The 15,442-nt window shown below is 63.7% G+C and carries 17 protein-coding genes, 2 tRNA genes and 1 pseudogene; 5 read left to right on the forward strand and 15 right to left on the reverse strand.

Annotated elements, in window-relative coordinates; genetic code table 11:
* The 7 genes and pseudogenes from DDE75_RS09170 to tig all read right to left on the reverse strand — a co-directional run.
* A pseudogene (locus tag DDE75_RS09170) lies at positions 1-158 on the reverse strand (IS5/IS1182 family transposase); the annotation flags it as partial.
* A gap of 316 nt (positions 159-474) precedes the next feature.
* Positions 475-1,776: an NAD(P)/FAD-dependent oxidoreductase gene (locus DDE75_RS09175; protein WP_108502102.1), complete on the reverse strand. Its 1,302-nt coding sequence runs from the start codon at positions 1,774-1,776 to the stop codon at positions 475-477.
* A 146-nt stretch (positions 1,777-1,922) separates the two neighbouring features.
* Positions 1,923-1,997 (reverse strand) — tRNA-Val (locus tag DDE75_RS09180).
* 20 nt (positions 1,998-2,017) lie between these two features.
* A complete protein-coding gene (locus tag DDE75_RS09185) occupies positions 2,018-2,602 on the reverse strand; it encodes a histidine phosphatase family protein (RefSeq protein ID WP_108502373.1) in 585 nt (194 codons plus the stop codon).
* 32 nt (positions 2,603-2,634) lie between these two features.
* Positions 2,635-2,708 (reverse strand) — tRNA-Gly (locus DDE75_RS09190).
* A 45-nt stretch (positions 2,709-2,753) separates the two neighbouring features.
* Positions 2,754-3,176 carry a DUF1489 family protein gene (locus DDE75_RS09195; RefSeq protein ID WP_108502103.1) on the reverse strand — a complete coding sequence of 141 codons (423 nt, stop codon included), beginning with the start codon at positions 3,174-3,176 and terminating at the stop codon, positions 2,754-2,756.
* Between the two features lie 126 nt (positions 3,177-3,302).
* On the reverse strand, positions 3,303-4,637 hold the full coding sequence (gene tig / locus DDE75_RS09200) for a trigger factor (protein WP_108502374.1): 1,335 nt from the start codon (positions 4,635-4,637) through the stop codon (positions 3,303-3,305).
* 167 nt (positions 4,638-4,804) lie between these two features.
* Here tig and selD point away from each other — a divergent pair, with 167 nt between their 5' ends.
* Positions 4,805-5,872, forward strand: coding sequence for a selenide, water dikinase SelD (gene selD, locus DDE75_RS09205; RefSeq protein WP_211659322.1), 1,068 nt, complete (start codon positions 4,805-4,807; stop codon positions 5,870-5,872).
* Here the strand turns inward: selD and DDE75_RS09210 are convergent.
* The 4 genes from DDE75_RS09210 to DDE75_RS09225 all read right to left on the reverse strand — a co-directional run bounded on the left by DDE75_RS09210 (position 5,869) and on the right by DDE75_RS09225 (position 8,799).
* Complete coding sequence (locus DDE75_RS09210; RefSeq protein WP_245894681.1) at positions 5,869-6,366, reverse strand: phosphatase PAP2 family protein; 498 nt, start codon at positions 6,364-6,366, stop codon at positions 5,869-5,871. The two genes, selD and DDE75_RS09210, sit on opposite strands and share 4 nt — an antisense overlap.
* On the reverse strand, positions 6,366-6,773 hold the full coding sequence (locus DDE75_RS09215; RefSeq protein ID WP_108502104.1) for a c-type cytochrome: 408 nt from the start codon (positions 6,771-6,773) through the stop codon (positions 6,366-6,368). Before DDE75_RS09215 ends, DDE75_RS09210 begins: the two co-directional genes overlap by 1 nt.
* Before the next feature lie 66 nt (positions 6,774-6,839).
* Positions 6,840-7,505 (reverse strand): ABC transporter ATP-binding protein, encoded by a 666-nt coding sequence (locus DDE75_RS09220; RefSeq protein WP_108502105.1) that lies wholly within the window; start codon positions 7,503-7,505, stop codon positions 6,840-6,842.
* Positions 7,498-8,799 carry a lipoprotein-releasing ABC transporter permease subunit gene (locus DDE75_RS09225; protein WP_108502377.1) on the reverse strand — a complete coding sequence of 434 codons (1,302 nt, stop codon included), beginning with the start codon at positions 8,797-8,799 and terminating at the stop codon, positions 7,498-7,500. Before DDE75_RS09225 ends, DDE75_RS09220 begins: the two co-directional genes overlap by 8 nt.
* 137 nt (positions 8,800-8,936) lie before the next feature.
* Here DDE75_RS09225 and radA point away from each other — a divergent pair, with 137 nt between their 5' ends.
* The 3 genes from radA (at position 8,937) to purF (ending at position 12,558) form a co-directional block, all read left to right on the forward strand.
* Positions 8,937-10,313: a DNA repair protein RadA gene (radA, locus tag DDE75_RS09230; RefSeq protein ID WP_108502106.1), complete on the forward strand. Its 1,377-nt coding sequence runs from the start codon at positions 8,937-8,939 to the stop codon at positions 10,311-10,313.
* 42 nt (positions 10,314-10,355) lie between these two features.
* The gene (locus DDE75_RS09235; RefSeq protein ID WP_108502107.1) at positions 10,356-10,943 is read left to right on the forward strand and encodes a CvpA family protein; all 588 of its coding nucleotides are present in this window, start codon (positions 10,356-10,358) and stop codon (positions 10,941-10,943) included.
* A gap of 127 nt (positions 10,944-11,070) precedes the next feature.
* On the forward strand, positions 11,071-12,558 hold the full coding sequence (gene purF, locus DDE75_RS09240) for an amidophosphoribosyltransferase (RefSeq protein ID WP_108502108.1): 1,488 nt from the start codon (positions 11,071-11,073) through the stop codon (positions 12,556-12,558).
* Between the two features lie 33 nt (positions 12,559-12,591).
* Here purF and DDE75_RS09245 read toward each other — a convergent pair whose 3' ends face one another.
* The 4 genes from DDE75_RS09245 to DDE75_RS09260 are packed head-to-tail and all read right to left on the reverse strand — an operon-like array spanning position 12,592 to position 14,823.
* Complete coding sequence (locus tag DDE75_RS09245; protein WP_108502109.1) at positions 12,592-13,038, reverse strand: NUDIX domain-containing protein; 447 nt, start codon at positions 13,036-13,038, stop codon at positions 12,592-12,594.
* Entirely contained in the window at positions 13,035-14,069 is a 1,035-nt protein-coding gene (locus DDE75_RS09250) for a 5-(carboxyamino)imidazole ribonucleotide synthase (protein ID WP_108502110.1), read from the reverse strand. The genes DDE75_RS09245 and DDE75_RS09250 overlap by 4 nt, the downstream gene beginning before the upstream one ends.
* Positions 14,062-14,547 (reverse strand): 5-(carboxyamino)imidazole ribonucleotide mutase, encoded by a 486-nt coding sequence (purE, locus tag DDE75_RS09255; RefSeq protein ID WP_108502111.1) that lies wholly within the window; start codon positions 14,545-14,547, stop codon positions 14,062-14,064. Before purE ends, DDE75_RS09250 begins: the two co-directional genes overlap by 8 nt.
* Positions 14,548-14,604: 57 nt before the next feature.
* Positions 14,605-14,823, reverse strand: a complete 219-nt coding sequence (locus DDE75_RS09260; protein ID WP_108502112.1) for a YdcH family protein — start codon at positions 14,821-14,823, stop codon at positions 14,605-14,607.
* Between the two features lie 207 nt (positions 14,824-15,030).
* Here DDE75_RS09260 and DDE75_RS09265 point away from each other — a divergent pair, with 207 nt between their 5' ends.
* Entirely contained in the window at positions 15,031-15,441 is a 411-nt protein-coding gene (locus DDE75_RS09265) for an Hsp20 family protein (RefSeq protein ID WP_108502113.1), read from the forward strand.
* Position 15,442 lies beyond the last annotated feature (1 nt).

The following is a 15,442-nucleotide window of genomic DNA, read 5'->3' on the forward strand; positions in this document are numbered from 1 at the left end:
CACGGCGATCCTGTCCGTGCAATCCAGCAAATTCCATCAAGAACAACGCGATGGTTGATTGGTTTGCGTCCATTCGGGGCGCGGATGGCCAAGATAAAACGCTCGTGAAACGCCTACTCTTCGTCCGACATCAGGTCTCGTGCCAAGCTGGTCTCCATCGCAGATACCAGCTTGAATCATGATCAGCGCGCCCTGTGAATCCCTTTCGTCAACATGACCTAGGCAATCAAAGCCGCCCTATTCTAGAAATCCCCTTGAGTGATCTGTGACGATTTCTTTCAATTGAAATCACAAGTATGATTTCGACATTCGCCGCGATGTTCTTGCGTCGGTTCTATTTTACATGGAGGTGAGGAGACCCACGCAATTCAACACATAACTTTCGAAGGATGCCAGCAAACTTGTACAAAGGTCGACCGAAGCCTATTGTTATACAATCCTTGGCCTCGGTCATTCAGAACAATCCTCCCGGTATCAAACCTCCGGAAGTTCCGGCTTCATGTTGTCGCGGATAATCCGTTGGCGACCAGCCTCCTGCGGGCGCGTGACAAGACGGGCGCCTTGGCGGCGGGTCAGCCAGGACCAGCACCAGTTTAAATAGACCGACAGCCGATTGCGGAAGCTGACCAGCAGGCCCAAGTGCACGATGGACCAGATCAGCCAGGCCACAAAGCCCTTCAGCTTGACCGTCCCAAAATCGGCGACCGCCTTCGACCGTCCGATCACGGCCATGGAGCCCCAGTTGCGATAGCGAAACGACTTCCCCTCGGGTCGGCCTTCGATGCGGTTGCGGATCAGCTTGGCCACATAGCGGCCCTGTTGTTTTGCCACGGGCGCAAGCCCTGGCAGCAGCGATCCGTCCGGCTGGCGGAAGGAAGCGACATCACCGATGGCGAAGACGTCCTGCAGGCCGGGCACCGCGCAATCCGGGCCGACGACGATGGCACCGTTGCGTGCCATCCCTGCCCCAATCCATTCACCCGATTTGCGCGCCTCGGTCCCCGCGCACCAGATCACGCAGGCACAGTCGATCCATTCATCGCCTGCCTGCAACCCCTCGGTCGTGATGTCGCGCACCGGGGTCTCAAGAACGACCTCTACGCCATGACGCTCCAATGCCTTCAGCGCGTATGCGGACTGTCTGGGGGTGAAGGTTCCAAGGATCTTGGGACCCGCCTCGATGAGCTTGATGCGGATCTCATCGGCGCGTATGTGGCGGAACTGGCCCGCTGACGACCGGGTCAGTTCGGCGATCGATCCTGCCATCTCGACGCCCGTCGGACCACCGCCGACGACGGCGAAGGTCAGAAGACGGCGACGCTCTGCCTCGTCCATGCAGTGTTCGGCGGCTTCCAGGCTGCTCAGCAACTTCTCGCGGACGCGCAATGCATCGTCCAACGTCTTGAGAACGGGCGCGACATCCGCCCATTCGTCATGCCCAAAGAAGCTGTAGTCGGCCCCTGCTGCCAGGATCAGGAAATCATAGTCGATCCCCTGCCCCGTATCGGTTCTGACCTTCCGTGCCGCGGTATCGACGCCTGTCACCTCGGCCATCAGGACGGTGACGTTCTCTGCCTTCAGCACGGACCGCGTGGTTTCGGCAATATCGGCCGGCGACAGGGCCGCGGTTGCAACCTGATAAAGCAGCGGCTGGAACAGGTGGTGATTGGTCTTGTCGATCAGGGTCACATCGTGCCCCGAGTTCTCCAGACCCTTGGCCGCTTCCAATCCGCCGAACCCCGCACCCACGATCACGATTTTCTTGCGCTGACTCATTGGACCCTCGTTCTTTGCGGCTGTGACACTAAGAGTGCTGCGCTACGCCCAATGCAAGGCATTGTAAAAGAACACCATTGTGACTGCTCAAACAGAAAGCAGACTGGCCGGGTCCGGGAAATCGGTGATGAATTATCGGGAAGAAATGGTAGCCCGTGACAGATTCGAACTGCCGACCGACCCGGTGTAAACGGGACGCTCTACCACTGAGCTAACGGGCCATACACATTGGCTTTTGCCATCAACATTGCGAATGATCAATGCCAGAAAATTGCAGGATCCGGAATCGACGTCCGGTCAGATGCAGGACGATTCCCTGACGCATAATCTCAGGGCCGATGGTGGCGAAATTTCGTCCGGTCCGGATGGCGAACAGCATCGCCAGGGTCACACCATGTGTCACGACGATCGTCGGGGCGCGATGTTCCTTCAGAAAGTCCCGGCATCGCTCCTGCAGGGCTGCCAAGCCTTCACCTCCGGGGCAATGGTCGTACCAAGACAGGTTTCCATCCCTGAAAAGTCGGGGATTTTCGGCCCGCAGCTTTGCCGCATCTTGTCCGGCAAAACTGCCGATGCCGATCTCGGATAAACGCGGGTCGCTGTGCCACGCCCGGCCCTCGAATACGATCGCCGCCGTTTGTTCCGCCCTGCCCTGCGGACTGCTGACGCGTACAGCCTCGATGTCACGCGTCAGTTGCGCCTGACACCGTGCCTGAGAAACACCCGTGTCGGTCAGCGGCGAATCAAGCGCCCCCTGCAGACGCCCCGCGACATTCCAATGCGTTTGACCGTGACGCATCAGGTAAAGATCGGGCAACGTCACCATGACGGCGCGCAAATCATCATTAGTCGTGGGATTGGAGCGGGTGAAGGGAATCGAACCCTCGTCGTAAGCTTGGGAAGCTTCTGCTCTACCATTGAGCTACACCCGCCTTGCCCTTCCGGTACCCCAAGCCGCCAGCCGCGTCAAGCACCGCTCAGCGAAGCCCCATTTCGGCCAGTACAGCGGCAATGGACGGGGGCAAGGCCTCCTCAGCCTGACGCCCTTTCGGCAGATCGGCGGGGGCATCCTCGGGCTTGAGGTAGCGCCAGCCTTGAAAGGCGCGACGCGGAATGGCGGCAACGCGGATCAGGTCGCGGTCCAGCACCAGGCCGCAGCGGCGGATGCCATCCTGACCGATGACCTCATCCAGCGACAAGATGCGCTGGCGGGCCAGCATGACGCCCTTGAACACCCAGAAGATCGAGCCACCGTCCAGCAGCTCCGCCTCGCGCTTGGGCCACATGCGGGTCACATGCATCGCCGCGGCCTTGCCAAAGCGCTGCTGCTGCCATGCGGCCAGATCGTCGGGCCCTTCGGCGCCGACGCAAAGTTTCATCAGGTGAAGTTTCGCATCCATGTGATGCAGTTAGTATCGCGCGCCGGCCAACTCAAGTAATGGGATGCAGGTGCGGCAAAGATGCTTGCGCCCATGAAAAAGGGCCGCATCGAAATGCGGCCCCATTCAGGTTTCAGATGTGACGGATCACAGCTGGTCCAGTGCCTCGACGGCCTTTTCCAGCTCTTCCTTGGTCACGGTCTTGGTCGAGGTATCGGCCTTGTCCGCAATGTGGTCGACGACCTTGTCTTCGAAGATCGGCGCGCGCAGCTGCTGCTGCGCCTGCTGGTTCTGCTGGATGAACTCGAAGAAGGCGCGTTCCTGACCGGGATACTGACGGGCAGCCTGCATGACGGCCTGGGTCATTTCCTGGTCGTTCACGGTGATCTCGGCTTTCTGGCCGATTTCTGCCAGCAGCAGGCCAAGGCGAACGCGGCGTTCTGCCAGGGTCTTGTGCTCTTCCGTGGTCTCGATCTCACCGTGGTTGTGATCGTGAACCTCGGGGTGCTCTTCGTGCCACAGCTGGTGGGCGATCTGCGACGCTTCCGCTTCAACCAGCGAGGCGGGCAGGTCGAACTTGACCTTCTCGTCCAGCTGGTCCAGCAGGCCGCGCTTCATCACGGCGCGTGCGGCACCGGCGTATTCGGCTTCCAGACGCTCGGCGATCTGCTTCTTCAGACCATCCAGATCCTCGGCGCCGAATTTCTTGGCCAGCTCGTCGTTGATCTCGGCGTCGACGGGGGCCTTGACGGCCTTGACCTTGCATTCGAAGGTCGCGTCCTTGCCTGCCAGATGGGCGGCGCCGTATTCCTCGGGGAACTTGACTTCGACCTTCACGTCTTCGTCAACCTTCACGCCGACCAGCTGATCCTCGAAACCGGGGATGAAGCTGTTGGAACCCAGAACCAGCGGATAGTCCTCGGCCTCGCCGCCTTCGAATGCTTCGCCGTCGACGAAGCCCTTGAAGTCGATCGTCACCTGGTCGCCGCTCTTGGCCTTGCTGTTCTTCTTGCGGTCCTCGAACGCCTGCGAGGATTTCGCCAGGTTTTCCAGCGCCTCGGTCACGGCGGCTTCTTCGGCCGGAACGGTCAGCTTTTCCAGCTTCAGGGTCGACAGGTCGACCTCGGGGATCTCGGGCAGGTTTTCGTAGGTGACGTTGACGACGACGTCATCGCCCTCTTTCCACTGCTCGCCGTTCTCCATCTCGACCTTGGGCTGGACGGCCGGACGGTCGCCCGAGGTTTCCAGGTGATCGCGCAGCGCGCCGTCGATGGCTTCCTGCATCGCATCGCCAAGGACGCGGGGGCCGAACTGCTTCTTCAGCATGGCCATCGGGACCTTGCCCTTGCGGAAGCCCTTCATCTCGACTTCGGGCTGGGCTTCTTTCAGCTTCGCATCGACGGCGGCGGCCAGTTCGGCGGCGGGCAGCGTGAACTGGTACCCACGCTTCAGGCCGTCGTTCAGGGTTTCCTTGACGTTCATCATCGTCCTCATAGCAAGAAGGGCCACCGATAAGGCGGCGGCCGGAAAATTTGGCCTGTTCTAATCTTCGCGCCCTTCGCCTGCAAGCAGATAGCGGGGGCGCTGGAACATGCCCCCCTTGCCGGTCTATGTTGCGCCCCGAAACGGCCGCCACAGGAGCGATGCAGATGACCCAAGACACCCCCGCCACGCCCGAACCGCGCCTGACCTCGCTTGCCCATGGCGGCGGTTGCGGCTGCAAGATCGCGCCCGGCGTCCTGTCGGGCCTGCTGCGGGGCAGCGCCGCCCTGCCCGTCCCGCCCGAGCTGCTGGTCGGGATCGAGACTTCGGACGATGCCGCGGTCTATCGGCTAAACGAACACCAGGCGCTGGTCGCCACGACCGACTTCTTCATGCCGGTCGTCGACGATCCCTTCCACTTCGGCCAGATCGCCGCGACGAACGCGATCAGCGACGTCTATGCCATGGGCGCGACGCCGATTCTGGCGCTGGCCGTGGTCGGCATGCCGATCAACGCCATCTCGCATGACACGATCGCCAAGGTACTGGATGGCGGGGCCGACATCTGCCGACAGGCCGGCATCCCCATCGCGGGCGGCCATACCATCGATTCGGTCGAACCGATCTATGGCCTTGTCGCATTGGGCCTGATCGATCCGGCCAAGCTGAAGAAGAACGCCGATGCGCAGACCGGCGATCTGCTGGTCATGGGCAAGCCTCTGGGTGTCGGCGTCATGTCCGCGGCCCTGAAGAAGGGCCAGCTGGACGATGCCGGTTACGCGCGCATGGTCGAGGTCACGACCAGGCTGAATCGCCCCGGACCCGACCTGGCCTCGGTCGAGGGCGTCCATGCCATGACCGACGTGACGGGCTTCGGCCTTGGCGGGCACGCGCTGGAAATGGCACGCGGATCGGGCTGCGACCTGCATATCGACTGGAACGCGGTGCCAAAGCTTCAGGGCATCCAGGCGATGATCGAGGCCGGGCATGTCACCGGCGCCTCGGGTCGCAACTGGGATAGCTATGGCCAGAGGATCACGCTTCCCGCAGGCTTCGGCGATGATGCGCGGGCGCTGCTGACCGACCCGCAGACCAGCGGCGGCCTGCTGGTCGCCTGCAGCCCCGATGCGCTGGAGCGGGTGATGGCCTGCTTTGCCGATCACGGCTTTGGCGATGCCAACGTCATCGGCAAGGTCGGGGATGCCAGCGATGCGCCGCGCGTGATTGTCGGCTAGAACCGCAAGCCGAAGTCGAAGGAGGCTTCCTCGCCCCCGAAACCGAAGCTGGCCGCGCCGAAGCTGATCCCGATCAGCGACCCGGCCAGCACCTGCGCGGGCGTATGTTCGCCCGCGTGGACCCGGCTGGCCGCCGTCAGCCCCGCCGCGCCATAGGCGGCCGCGCCCAATGCAGAGTCGTCGAAGCATTTGCCGGCCAGATCACCCGCGCCGAAACCCGCCGCCGCCGAATGCCCCGAGGGGAACCCACGACCCGCCCCCGAGGGTCGCATCCCGATATCGGTTCCGTCGAAGACTGCTTTCAGCCCCAGAACGAACACCGCCTGCGCTGCGCCCCGGATGGCAAAATCCTCGAACCGGCCCTGATCGACGGCACAGACCGCCGCCGCTAGCGGCAGCCCGTATTTCATCGTCGTCCCGAAATCCTCGAAGGGATCGGCGGTGGCAGGGGTCGCCAGCAGCGCCGCCGCGACCAAGGCCGCTGGCCGAAGCATCAGCGCTGAAGGCCCTGCAGGTAATCGGCCAGCGCCACCACCCGCGCGGGCGTCGCCACGGCCTGACCCGAGCCGTCGTCGAACATGACCGTGGGTCCATCGCGCAATTCGTCGAAGATCGGCATATGCGCCTCGCTGCGACCCATGGTGTTGCCGATCAGCTGACCCATGACGCGGGCCTTGGGAAAGATGCCCTCGTTCTGGCTGGCCAACAGGGTCAGGTCGGGCGGCGGCGGCGTCATGCCCACGGCTGCCGGACCGTTGCCGCGCCCGGCGGGGCCGTGACAGGCCGCGCAGTTTTCTGCGTAATCCTTGGCCGCGCCCGTCATGCGCTGTTCCGGCGCACAGGCCGCAACCAGGGTCGCCGCCCCGATGCCACCTGCCAAAACCATAAGTATTCCGCGCATTCTGCCCCCCGTTGCATCATCTTGCGGGACAAGGATGCAACGCCGCGCATGACCGTGCAATGGCGTTCAGCTGCGCGCCAGCCGAACGACCCGGTCCATGCGGTCGGCCAGCGCGTGGTTATGCGTTGCGATCAGCGCCGAAAGCCCCGTTTCGCGCACCAGCGACATCAGCACCTCGAACACCCGATCCGAGGTTTCGGGGTCCAGATTGCCCGTCGGCTCATCCGCCAGCAGCAGCGACGGGCCATTCGCCAGCGCCCGACAGAAGGCCACCCGCTGCTGTTCGCCCCCCGACATCTGCGCCGGACGGTGCGAGGCGCGATGCGACAGCCCCACATGGCCCAGCAGCATCTCGGCCCGCGAAGCCGCATCACGCGCCGAAACGCCATTCGCCAGCTGCGGCAGGATGATGTTTTCCGCCGCGCTGAATTCCGGCAACAGGTGGTGGAACTGATAGATGAAGCCCAATTCCTGCCGCCGGGCCTCGGTCCGGTCGCGATCCGGCAGTCCGGTCATGTCGCGACCGTTCAGCAGGACCTGCCCCGTGTCGGGCGTGTCCAGCAGCCCCGCAATATGCAGCAGCGTCGATTTGCCCGCACCGGATGGCGCGACCAGCGCCACGACCTCGCCCCGCGCGACGGTCAGGTCCAGCGCGTCCAGGACGGGCACCGGCGCGGGCCCCGCCTTGTCATAGGTCTTGCCCACGGCCTTCAGGTTCAACACGTCATTCATAGCGCAGCGCCTCGACCGGGTTCATGCGCGCGGCACGACGCGCGGGGAAGATGGTAACGATAAAGGACAGCGTCAGCGACAATCCGGCCGCGCGCAGGATGTCCCAGGCCCGAAGCTCCGCCGGCAGACGATAGATGCCGCGCACCTCGGGCTGCCATGCGCCGCCATTGGTCAGCGCATTCAGCGCCGCCATGATGTTGTCGACGTTCAGCGCCAGCAGGACGCCCAAGGCGACGCCCGCGATGGTCCCGATGATGCCCGTGAAGGCCCCGCAGAGGAAGAACACCCGCAGCACCGACCCTTCTGTCAGCCCCATCGTGCGCAGGATGCCGATGTCGCGGCCCTTGTTCTTGACCAGCATGATCAACCCGCTGGTGATGTTCATCGAGGCGATCAGAACCAGCACCGACAGGATGACGAACATGACGCCGTCTTCCATGTCCAGCGCCGAGAGGAACGACCCCGAGGCGTCCCGCCAGCTCCAGACCTGCGCACCCTCGCCCATGGCACGCATCAGCGGCAGCGCCCATTGATCGACGTTTTCGGGGTCGTCGACAAAGACCTCGATCTCGTCGGCGACGCCCTCGCGGTTGAAATAGCTCTGCGCCTCGGCGATGGGCATATAGATGCGCGTCCGGTCGATGTCATAGCGCCCGGCGCTGAAGATGAAGGTCACCTCATAGGCGTTGACACGCGGCGTGGTGCCGAATGCGGTCCGCGCTCCCTCGGGGGCGATCAGGCGGACCTTGTCGCCCAAGCCCACGTTCAACTCGCGCGCGATGCCCTGCCCGATGGCGATGCCCTTGTCGAAATCGGCCAGATCACCCTGCGAGGTCTCGGGATCGACGATCCGCGGCATCGCCTTCAGATCGTCCGCGGAAATACCGAACACCTCGGCCACATTGTTGCTGTCGTTGGCCGAGGCCATGACCTGCCCCTTGACGACCGCCGCCGCCCGCGTAACGCCGGGGATTTGGGCCAGCCTTGCGGCGGCATCCTGGTAATCCTCGATCTTGCCGGGCACGACATAGACGTCGTCGGTATATTCGTTCGTGACCTGACGGGGCGCCATATAGACGGTGGTATGGGCATTCGCCCCAAGGATGGTATCCACGAATTCGGCCCGGAACCCGGCCCGCACGGCCAGCGTGGCGATCAGCGCCATCACTCCAAGCGCGATGCCGATCAGGCTGATCCAGGTCATCACGCTGACCCCACCCTCGGCCCGGCGGGCGCGCAGGTACCGCCATGCGATCATGAATTCGAAACGGGAAAACGGTCTGGGGCTGGACATGTTCTGGGCCTGCTGGAAATCCGCGCAGACCCTGACCCCGCACCGTTCAAAGATCAAGCCGACAATGGCGTGAGGATTTCTCGGTTGCGCAAATACCCAACTTGCGACGGGTGATCCCAAGTGTCACATATCGGCGCATGGCAAAGAACTCCTCCGCTTTCACCTGCACCGCCTGCGGCGCCGCCCACAAGAAATGGGCCGGACGCTGCGACGCCTGCGGCGCATGGAACACCATCATCGAAGAGGCCCCCCTGTCCCAAGGCCCCGGTCGCGGTCTGGGCGCGCACAAGGGGCGTGCGGTGCCCCTGTCGGGCCTGTCCACGACCGAACCGCCCCCGCCCCGCAGCCTGTCGGGGATGGAGGAGATGGACCGCGTCCTTGGCGGCGGGCTTGTCCCCGGATCGGCCCTGCTGGTCGGCGGCGATCCGGGCATCGGCAAATCCACGCTGCTGCTGCAGGCGGCGGCGGCGTTTTCAATGCGCGGCCTCAACGCCATCTATTTCAGCGGCGAGGAAGCCAGCGCGCAGGTCCGCATGCGCGCCGTCCGCCTTGGCCTGGCCGAGGCTCCAATGCGTCTTGGCGCCGAAACCAACCTGCGCGACATCCTGACGACGCTGGACGCCGAACGCCCCGACGTGGTGGTGATCGACTCGATCCAGACGCTCTGGTCCGACACGGTCGAGGCCGCGCCCGGCAGCGTGGCACAGGTCCGTGCCGCCGCGCATGAGCTTGTCACATTTGCCAAGCGGCGCGGCGTGGCCGTGATCCTGGTCGGCCATGTTACCAAGGAAGGCCAGATCGCCGGACCCCGCGTCGTCGAACACATGGTCGACACCGTCATCTATTTCGAGGGCGAACGTGGCCACCAGTTCCGCATTCTGCGCAGCGTCAAGAACCGCTTCGGCCCCTCGGGCGAGATCGGCGTCTTCGAGATGACGGGCAGCGGCCTGGCCGAGGTCACGAACCCCTCGGCCTTGTTCCTTTCCGAACGCGGCCAGCCCATCGCCGGCAGCGCGGTCTTTGCGGGCATCGAGGGCACCCGCCCCGTCCTGACCGAGATTCAGGCCCTTGTCGCCCCATCCACCCTCGCCAGCCCGCGCCGCACGGTGGTGGGTCTCGACAGCGGCCGCGTCAGCACCATTCTGGCGGTTCTCGAGGCACGATGCGGCATTCCCTTCGCGGGCCTCGACGTCTTTCTGAACGTGGCGGGCGGCATGAAGGTCGTCGAACCCGCCGCCGACCTTGCCATCGCGGGCGCGCTGCTGTCCGCGCGCGAGGACAATCCCCTGCCCCCCGAGGCCGTACTTTTCGGCGAAATCAGCCTCTCGGGTGCGCTGCGCCCGGTGGCGCAGGCCGAAAACAGGTTGAAAGAAGCGCGGAAACTTGGTTTTTCACAAGCGATTTTGCCGGAGGGCCAGAAGGTCGAGGCCGGCGACGACACAAAGGGCGGCACGACGCTTCGGCGCGTGACCGACCTGACGGGATTTGTGGGTGACATTTTCGGCGCCGGCTGAAGCACCTGTAATACATGAACAACCGGCGCAAGGGGCAGGTCAATGGACGGATTTACGATCATCGATGCGGTGGTGGCGGGCGTCATCATCCTTTCGGCAATATTGGCGTGGTCGCGCGGCTTCGTTCGCGAATCGCTGGCCATCCTGGGATGGATCGCCGCCGCCGTGCTCGCCTTCCTTTTCGCGCCGACCGTGCGTCCGATGATCGCCCAGGTCCCCGTCCTCGACCGTTTCATGGGCGACAGTTGCGAACTGGCAACGATCGCCGCTTTCGCAGTCGTCTTTGCGCTGGCGCTGGTGGTGTTTTCCATCATCACGCCCTTGTTTTCGTCGGTCGTGCAGCGTTCGGCCGTGGGCGGCATCGATCAGGGTATCGGGTTTCTGTTCGGCGTGGCGCGTGGCGTCCTCTTGGTGGCCATCGCCTTCATTGTCTATGACCGTGTTATGACAAGCCAGACGGTCGCCATGGTCGAAAACTCGCGTTCGGCGCAGGTTTTCGAACGCATGCGCACCCAGATGGACGAACAGATCCCCGCCGATGCGCCGGGCTGGATCGTCAACCGCTATGAACAGATGGTCATGGCCTGCACTTCGTCCGGGGAAACGGTCAGCCCGGCTGCGACCAACTGAGGCAACGACGCCCGATTGCGACAGGCTGATGACGAAAAAGCGCCCCCGCAGGTTTGCGGGGGCGTGACTTTATGCAAGGCTGGGTCTAGATAGCCCCCCATATGCCCCCAGACCTCAGGACGTGCCCATGAAACCCTTCCTGGCCCATCCGTTCGATTCGGACCGACTGCATGAAGAATGCGGAGTCTTCGGTGTGATCGGCGTGGCCGATGCCTCCAATTTCGTGGCTCTTGGATTGCACGCCTTGCAACATCGGGGCCAGGAGGCCGGCGGCATCGTCGCACATGATCCCGAACACGGCTTCAACAGCGCCCATCGCTTCGGCTATGTCCGCGACAACTTTACCAAGCCCGAACTGATGGCCACCCTGCCCGGTTCGCTGGCCATCGGCCATGTGCGCTATTCCACCGCCGGGACCAAGGCCGCGACCGCTATCCGCGACGTACAGCCCTTCTTCGGCGAGTTTCACATGGGCGGCTCGGCCATCGCCCATAACGGCAATATCACCAATGCCGCCGCCCTGCGCCGCGAACTGATCGAGCGTGGCAGCATCTTCCAGTCCAGCAGCGACAGCGAATGCATCATCCACCTGATGGCGCGTTCGATCCAGCGCAACATCCCCGAACGCATGAAGGACGCCCTGCGCCGCATCGAGGGTGCCTTCAGCGTCATCGCCATGACCCGCACCAAGCTGATGGGCGTGCGCGACCCCTTGGGCGTTCGCCCGCTGGTCCTGGGCCGCGTAGGCGAGGATGGCTATATCCTGTCCTCGGAAACCTGCGCCTTGGACATCATCGGCGCCGAGTTCATCCGAGAGATCGAGCCGGGCGAGATGGTCGTCATCTCGAAGGGCAAGATCGAAAGCTCGCGCCCCTTCGGGCCGTCCAAGGGCCGGTTCTGCATCTTCGAGCATGTCTATTTCTCGCGTCCCGATTCGATCATCGGCGGTCGCTCGGTCTATGAAACCCGCCGCCAGATCGGCGTCGAACTGGCCCGCGAAGCCCCCATCGAGGCCGATCTGGTCTGCCCCGTCCCCGACAGCGGCACCCCCGCCGCCATCGGTTACGCGCAGGAATCGGGCATTCCCTATGGCATGGGAATCATCCGCAACCAGTACATGGGCCGGACCTTCATCGAACCCTCCGAGCAGATCCGCAACATGGGCGTGCGGCTGAAGCTGAACGTGAACCGCGCCCTGATCGCGGGCAAGCGCGTGGTCTTGGTCGACGACAGCGTTGTGCGCGGCACCACCAGCCGCAAGATCAAGGACATGATCCTGGACGCAGGCGCCGCCGAGGTGCACTTCCGCATCGCCTCGCCCCCCACGGCCTGGCCGTGCTTCTACGGCGTCGACACGCCCGACCGCGACAAGCTGCTGGCCGCGAACATGACCCCCGACGAAATGCGCAAATGGATCGGCGTCGACAGCCTGGCCTTCGTCTCGCTTGACGGTCTCTATCGCGCCGTGGGCGAGGCCGAGGGGCGCGACAGCAAGTGCCCGCAATATTGCGACGCCTGCTTCTCGGGCGATTATCCGGTCGCGCCCTTCGACCAGCTGGAGCGTGGCTTCCAGATGAAGCCGGGGTCGGAAACGGACATCCAAGCTGCCGAATAAGCGAAAAGGGCGCGCCGGATCGGCGCGCCCTTCTCACATGATGATCGCCTCGAGCGGATCATAGATGGCGGCATTCTGCCCCCAAACCGCATTGGCCAGCCCATCGGGCTTGTGCCGCAATTGTGCCAACTGATCGCGCGTGACCCAATGGAAACGGTTCACAACGCCCTCGGGGTCGGCCAGCGTGATGGTGTCGGGACCGGTCAAAGTCGCGCGAAAATGCAGCTCGACCTGATGGAAGCTGCCGCGCGGATCGTGGAATTCGTTGATCAGGATCGGATCGCCCACCTGAACTGACAGACCGGTTTCCTCTGCAACCTCGCGCTGCAGGTTCTGGGGCAGTGATTGCGCGGGCTCGACCCCGCCACCGGGAAGGCACCACAGATCGGACTTCTGCCCCGGATAGGCATTCACCATCAGCAGCCGGTCGTTGTGGAGGATGGCGGCGCGAACCGCCAACCTCGGACGTGTGGGCCTCATGTGCCGATCCGGTTGACGTGGCCCATCTTGCGACCGGGGCGCGGATCGCCCTTGCCATAGAGATGCACCTGCACACCCGGCGTCGACAAAAGTTCGGGCACCCGATCCATGTCGTCGCCGATCAGGTTCTCCATCACCACATCGGCGTATCGCTTGCCGTCGCCCAAAGGCAAGCCCGCGACGGCGCGGATGTGCTGTTCGAACTGATCGACGGCACAACCCGCCTGCGTCCAGTGACCCGAATTGTGGACCCGCGGCGCGATCTCGTTCACGAGCAGGCCGGCGGGGGTCACGAACAGCTCGACCCCCATGACGCCGACGTAATCCAGCGCATTGGCGATGCGCGCGGCGCAAAGAACCGCATCGGTCGTAACGCGCGACGGCAGCCCGCAGGGAACCGTCGTCGTCCGCAGGATGCCCTCGCGGTGGACGTTCAGACCGGGATCGAAGGCCGCGACCTGGCCGTCTCTGCCGCGTGCGATGATGACGCTGATCTCGGCGGTGAAATCGACGAAGCCTTCCAGAACGGAAGGAGCCCCGGTCCATTCCGCAGGGCCGTCACCAATCCGCACCTGACCCTTGCCGTCATAGCCCATGCGGCGGGTCTTCAGGATCGACGGGCGCCCGATGCGCTCGATCGCCCCGGCCAGGGCATCCTCATCCGGGACATCCGCAAAGGGGGCCGTGGTCAGGCCGATCTCGTTCAGGAAGGTCTTCTCCGTGACCCGATCCTGCGACACGGAAAGCGCCTTGCGGTTAGGGTGAAGAGGGCAAATTTTTTCCAGCAGATCCAATGCCGAAGTCGGCACATTCTCGAATTCATAGGTGATGACGTCGACGGATTCCGCGAAGGTCCGCAGCGCGTCCTGGTCGTCATAGGGGGCATGGGTCACCCGCCATGCGACATCGGCCGCCGGTGAAGTGCCGGGTTCATAGATGTGGCAACGGATGCCAAGGCGGCTGGCGGCCACGGAGAGCATGCGGCCCAACTGCCCGCCGCCCAGAATGCCGATGGTACGAATATCACTCATCGCGCGGCTCCTGCGGGATCGACGCCGACAGCGCCTCGCGCCAGTCGTCCAGCCGTTGCGCCAGTTCCGGATCGCTGACCGCAAGAATGCCTGCCGCCATCAACCCGGCATTGGCGGCACCGGCCGCGCCGATGGCCATGGTGGCGACCGGATAGCCCTTGGGCATCTGCAGGATCGAATAAAGGCTGTCGACACCCGACAGCGCCTTGGTTTGCACCGGAACGCCGATCACCGGAACGCGCGTCTTGGATGCCATCATGCCGGGCAGATGCGCTGCGCCGCCTGCACCCGCAATGATCACCTTCAACCCGCGATCAACCGCCGTCTTGCCGTATTCCCACAACCGGTCGGGTGTGCGATGGGCGCTGACGATCTTGGCCTCGTAAGGGATGTCCAGCTGATCCAGAATGGCCGCAGCCTCGCGCATGGTGGGCCAGTCCGACTGGCTGCCCATGATGATTCCCACCGGTGTTTCCATCGCTTGCCCCCAAGTTTATGCTGGCCATCGCATAGCGTGCCACGGGGCCGGTCGCAATCAGGCGATGATGTCGGGCGTCAGTTCGTCTTCAAGCCGCGCGATGCGATCCTTCAGCGACAGCTTCTGCTTCTTCAGGCGCTGCAGCGCCAGCGAGGGCGGCACTTGCTGCCCGTGCAGGGCGGCGATCGCCTCGTCCAGATCGCGATGCTCGCAGCGCAGCGCCTCGAGGCGCGCGCGGCAGATGTCGTCATGGTTCATGGAGTGCTGGATATTCATGGGATCGAAGATGCCGTTGTTTTCATCCTTATAGCCCGGAATGCCGCCCTTGTTAACAAAATCATGCGCCGAAGGGTCGAGTTTCCGCAGCTGAACGGGCGAAGTTCTTGCAAGATCGCCGGCGGGTCCACATATTGGAGCCATGACCCCGGTCGCCGATGATCGGGACCGGGGGTCGGTACAGTCGCTTGAAAGCAAAGGGCTGAGATGACGAAGATTTCACTGGGGTCGCACCCCTACCTGCTGGGCTTCGACCAATTGGAACGCCTGGCCGAACGCGCCGCCAAGGGCGGTGAGGGATATCCTCCCTATAACATCGAACATATGGCGCCCGACGGTTTCCGGATCACATTGGCCGTCGCAGGGTTCCGCGAGGAAGATTTGGGTGTCACCACCGAGGATCGCCAATTGGTGATCCGCGGTCGAATGCCCGAGACCGAGGGAGACCGTGTCTTCCTGCATCGCGGTATCGCCGCCCGTGCCTTCCAGCGCAGTTTCGTGCTGGCCGACGGGGTCGAGGTCATCTCGGCCACGATGGAAAACGGCCTTCTTCATGTCGATCTGCGCCGGGTTCAGCCCGAACAGGTCGTTCAGACCATTCCGATCAGCCGCAAGTAAG

Source organism: Paracoccus indicus (genome assembly GCF_003056335.1).
In the GTDB taxonomy this organism is placed as follows: domain Bacteria; phylum Pseudomonadota; class Alphaproteobacteria; order Rhodobacterales; family Rhodobacteraceae; genus Paracoccus; species Paracoccus indicus.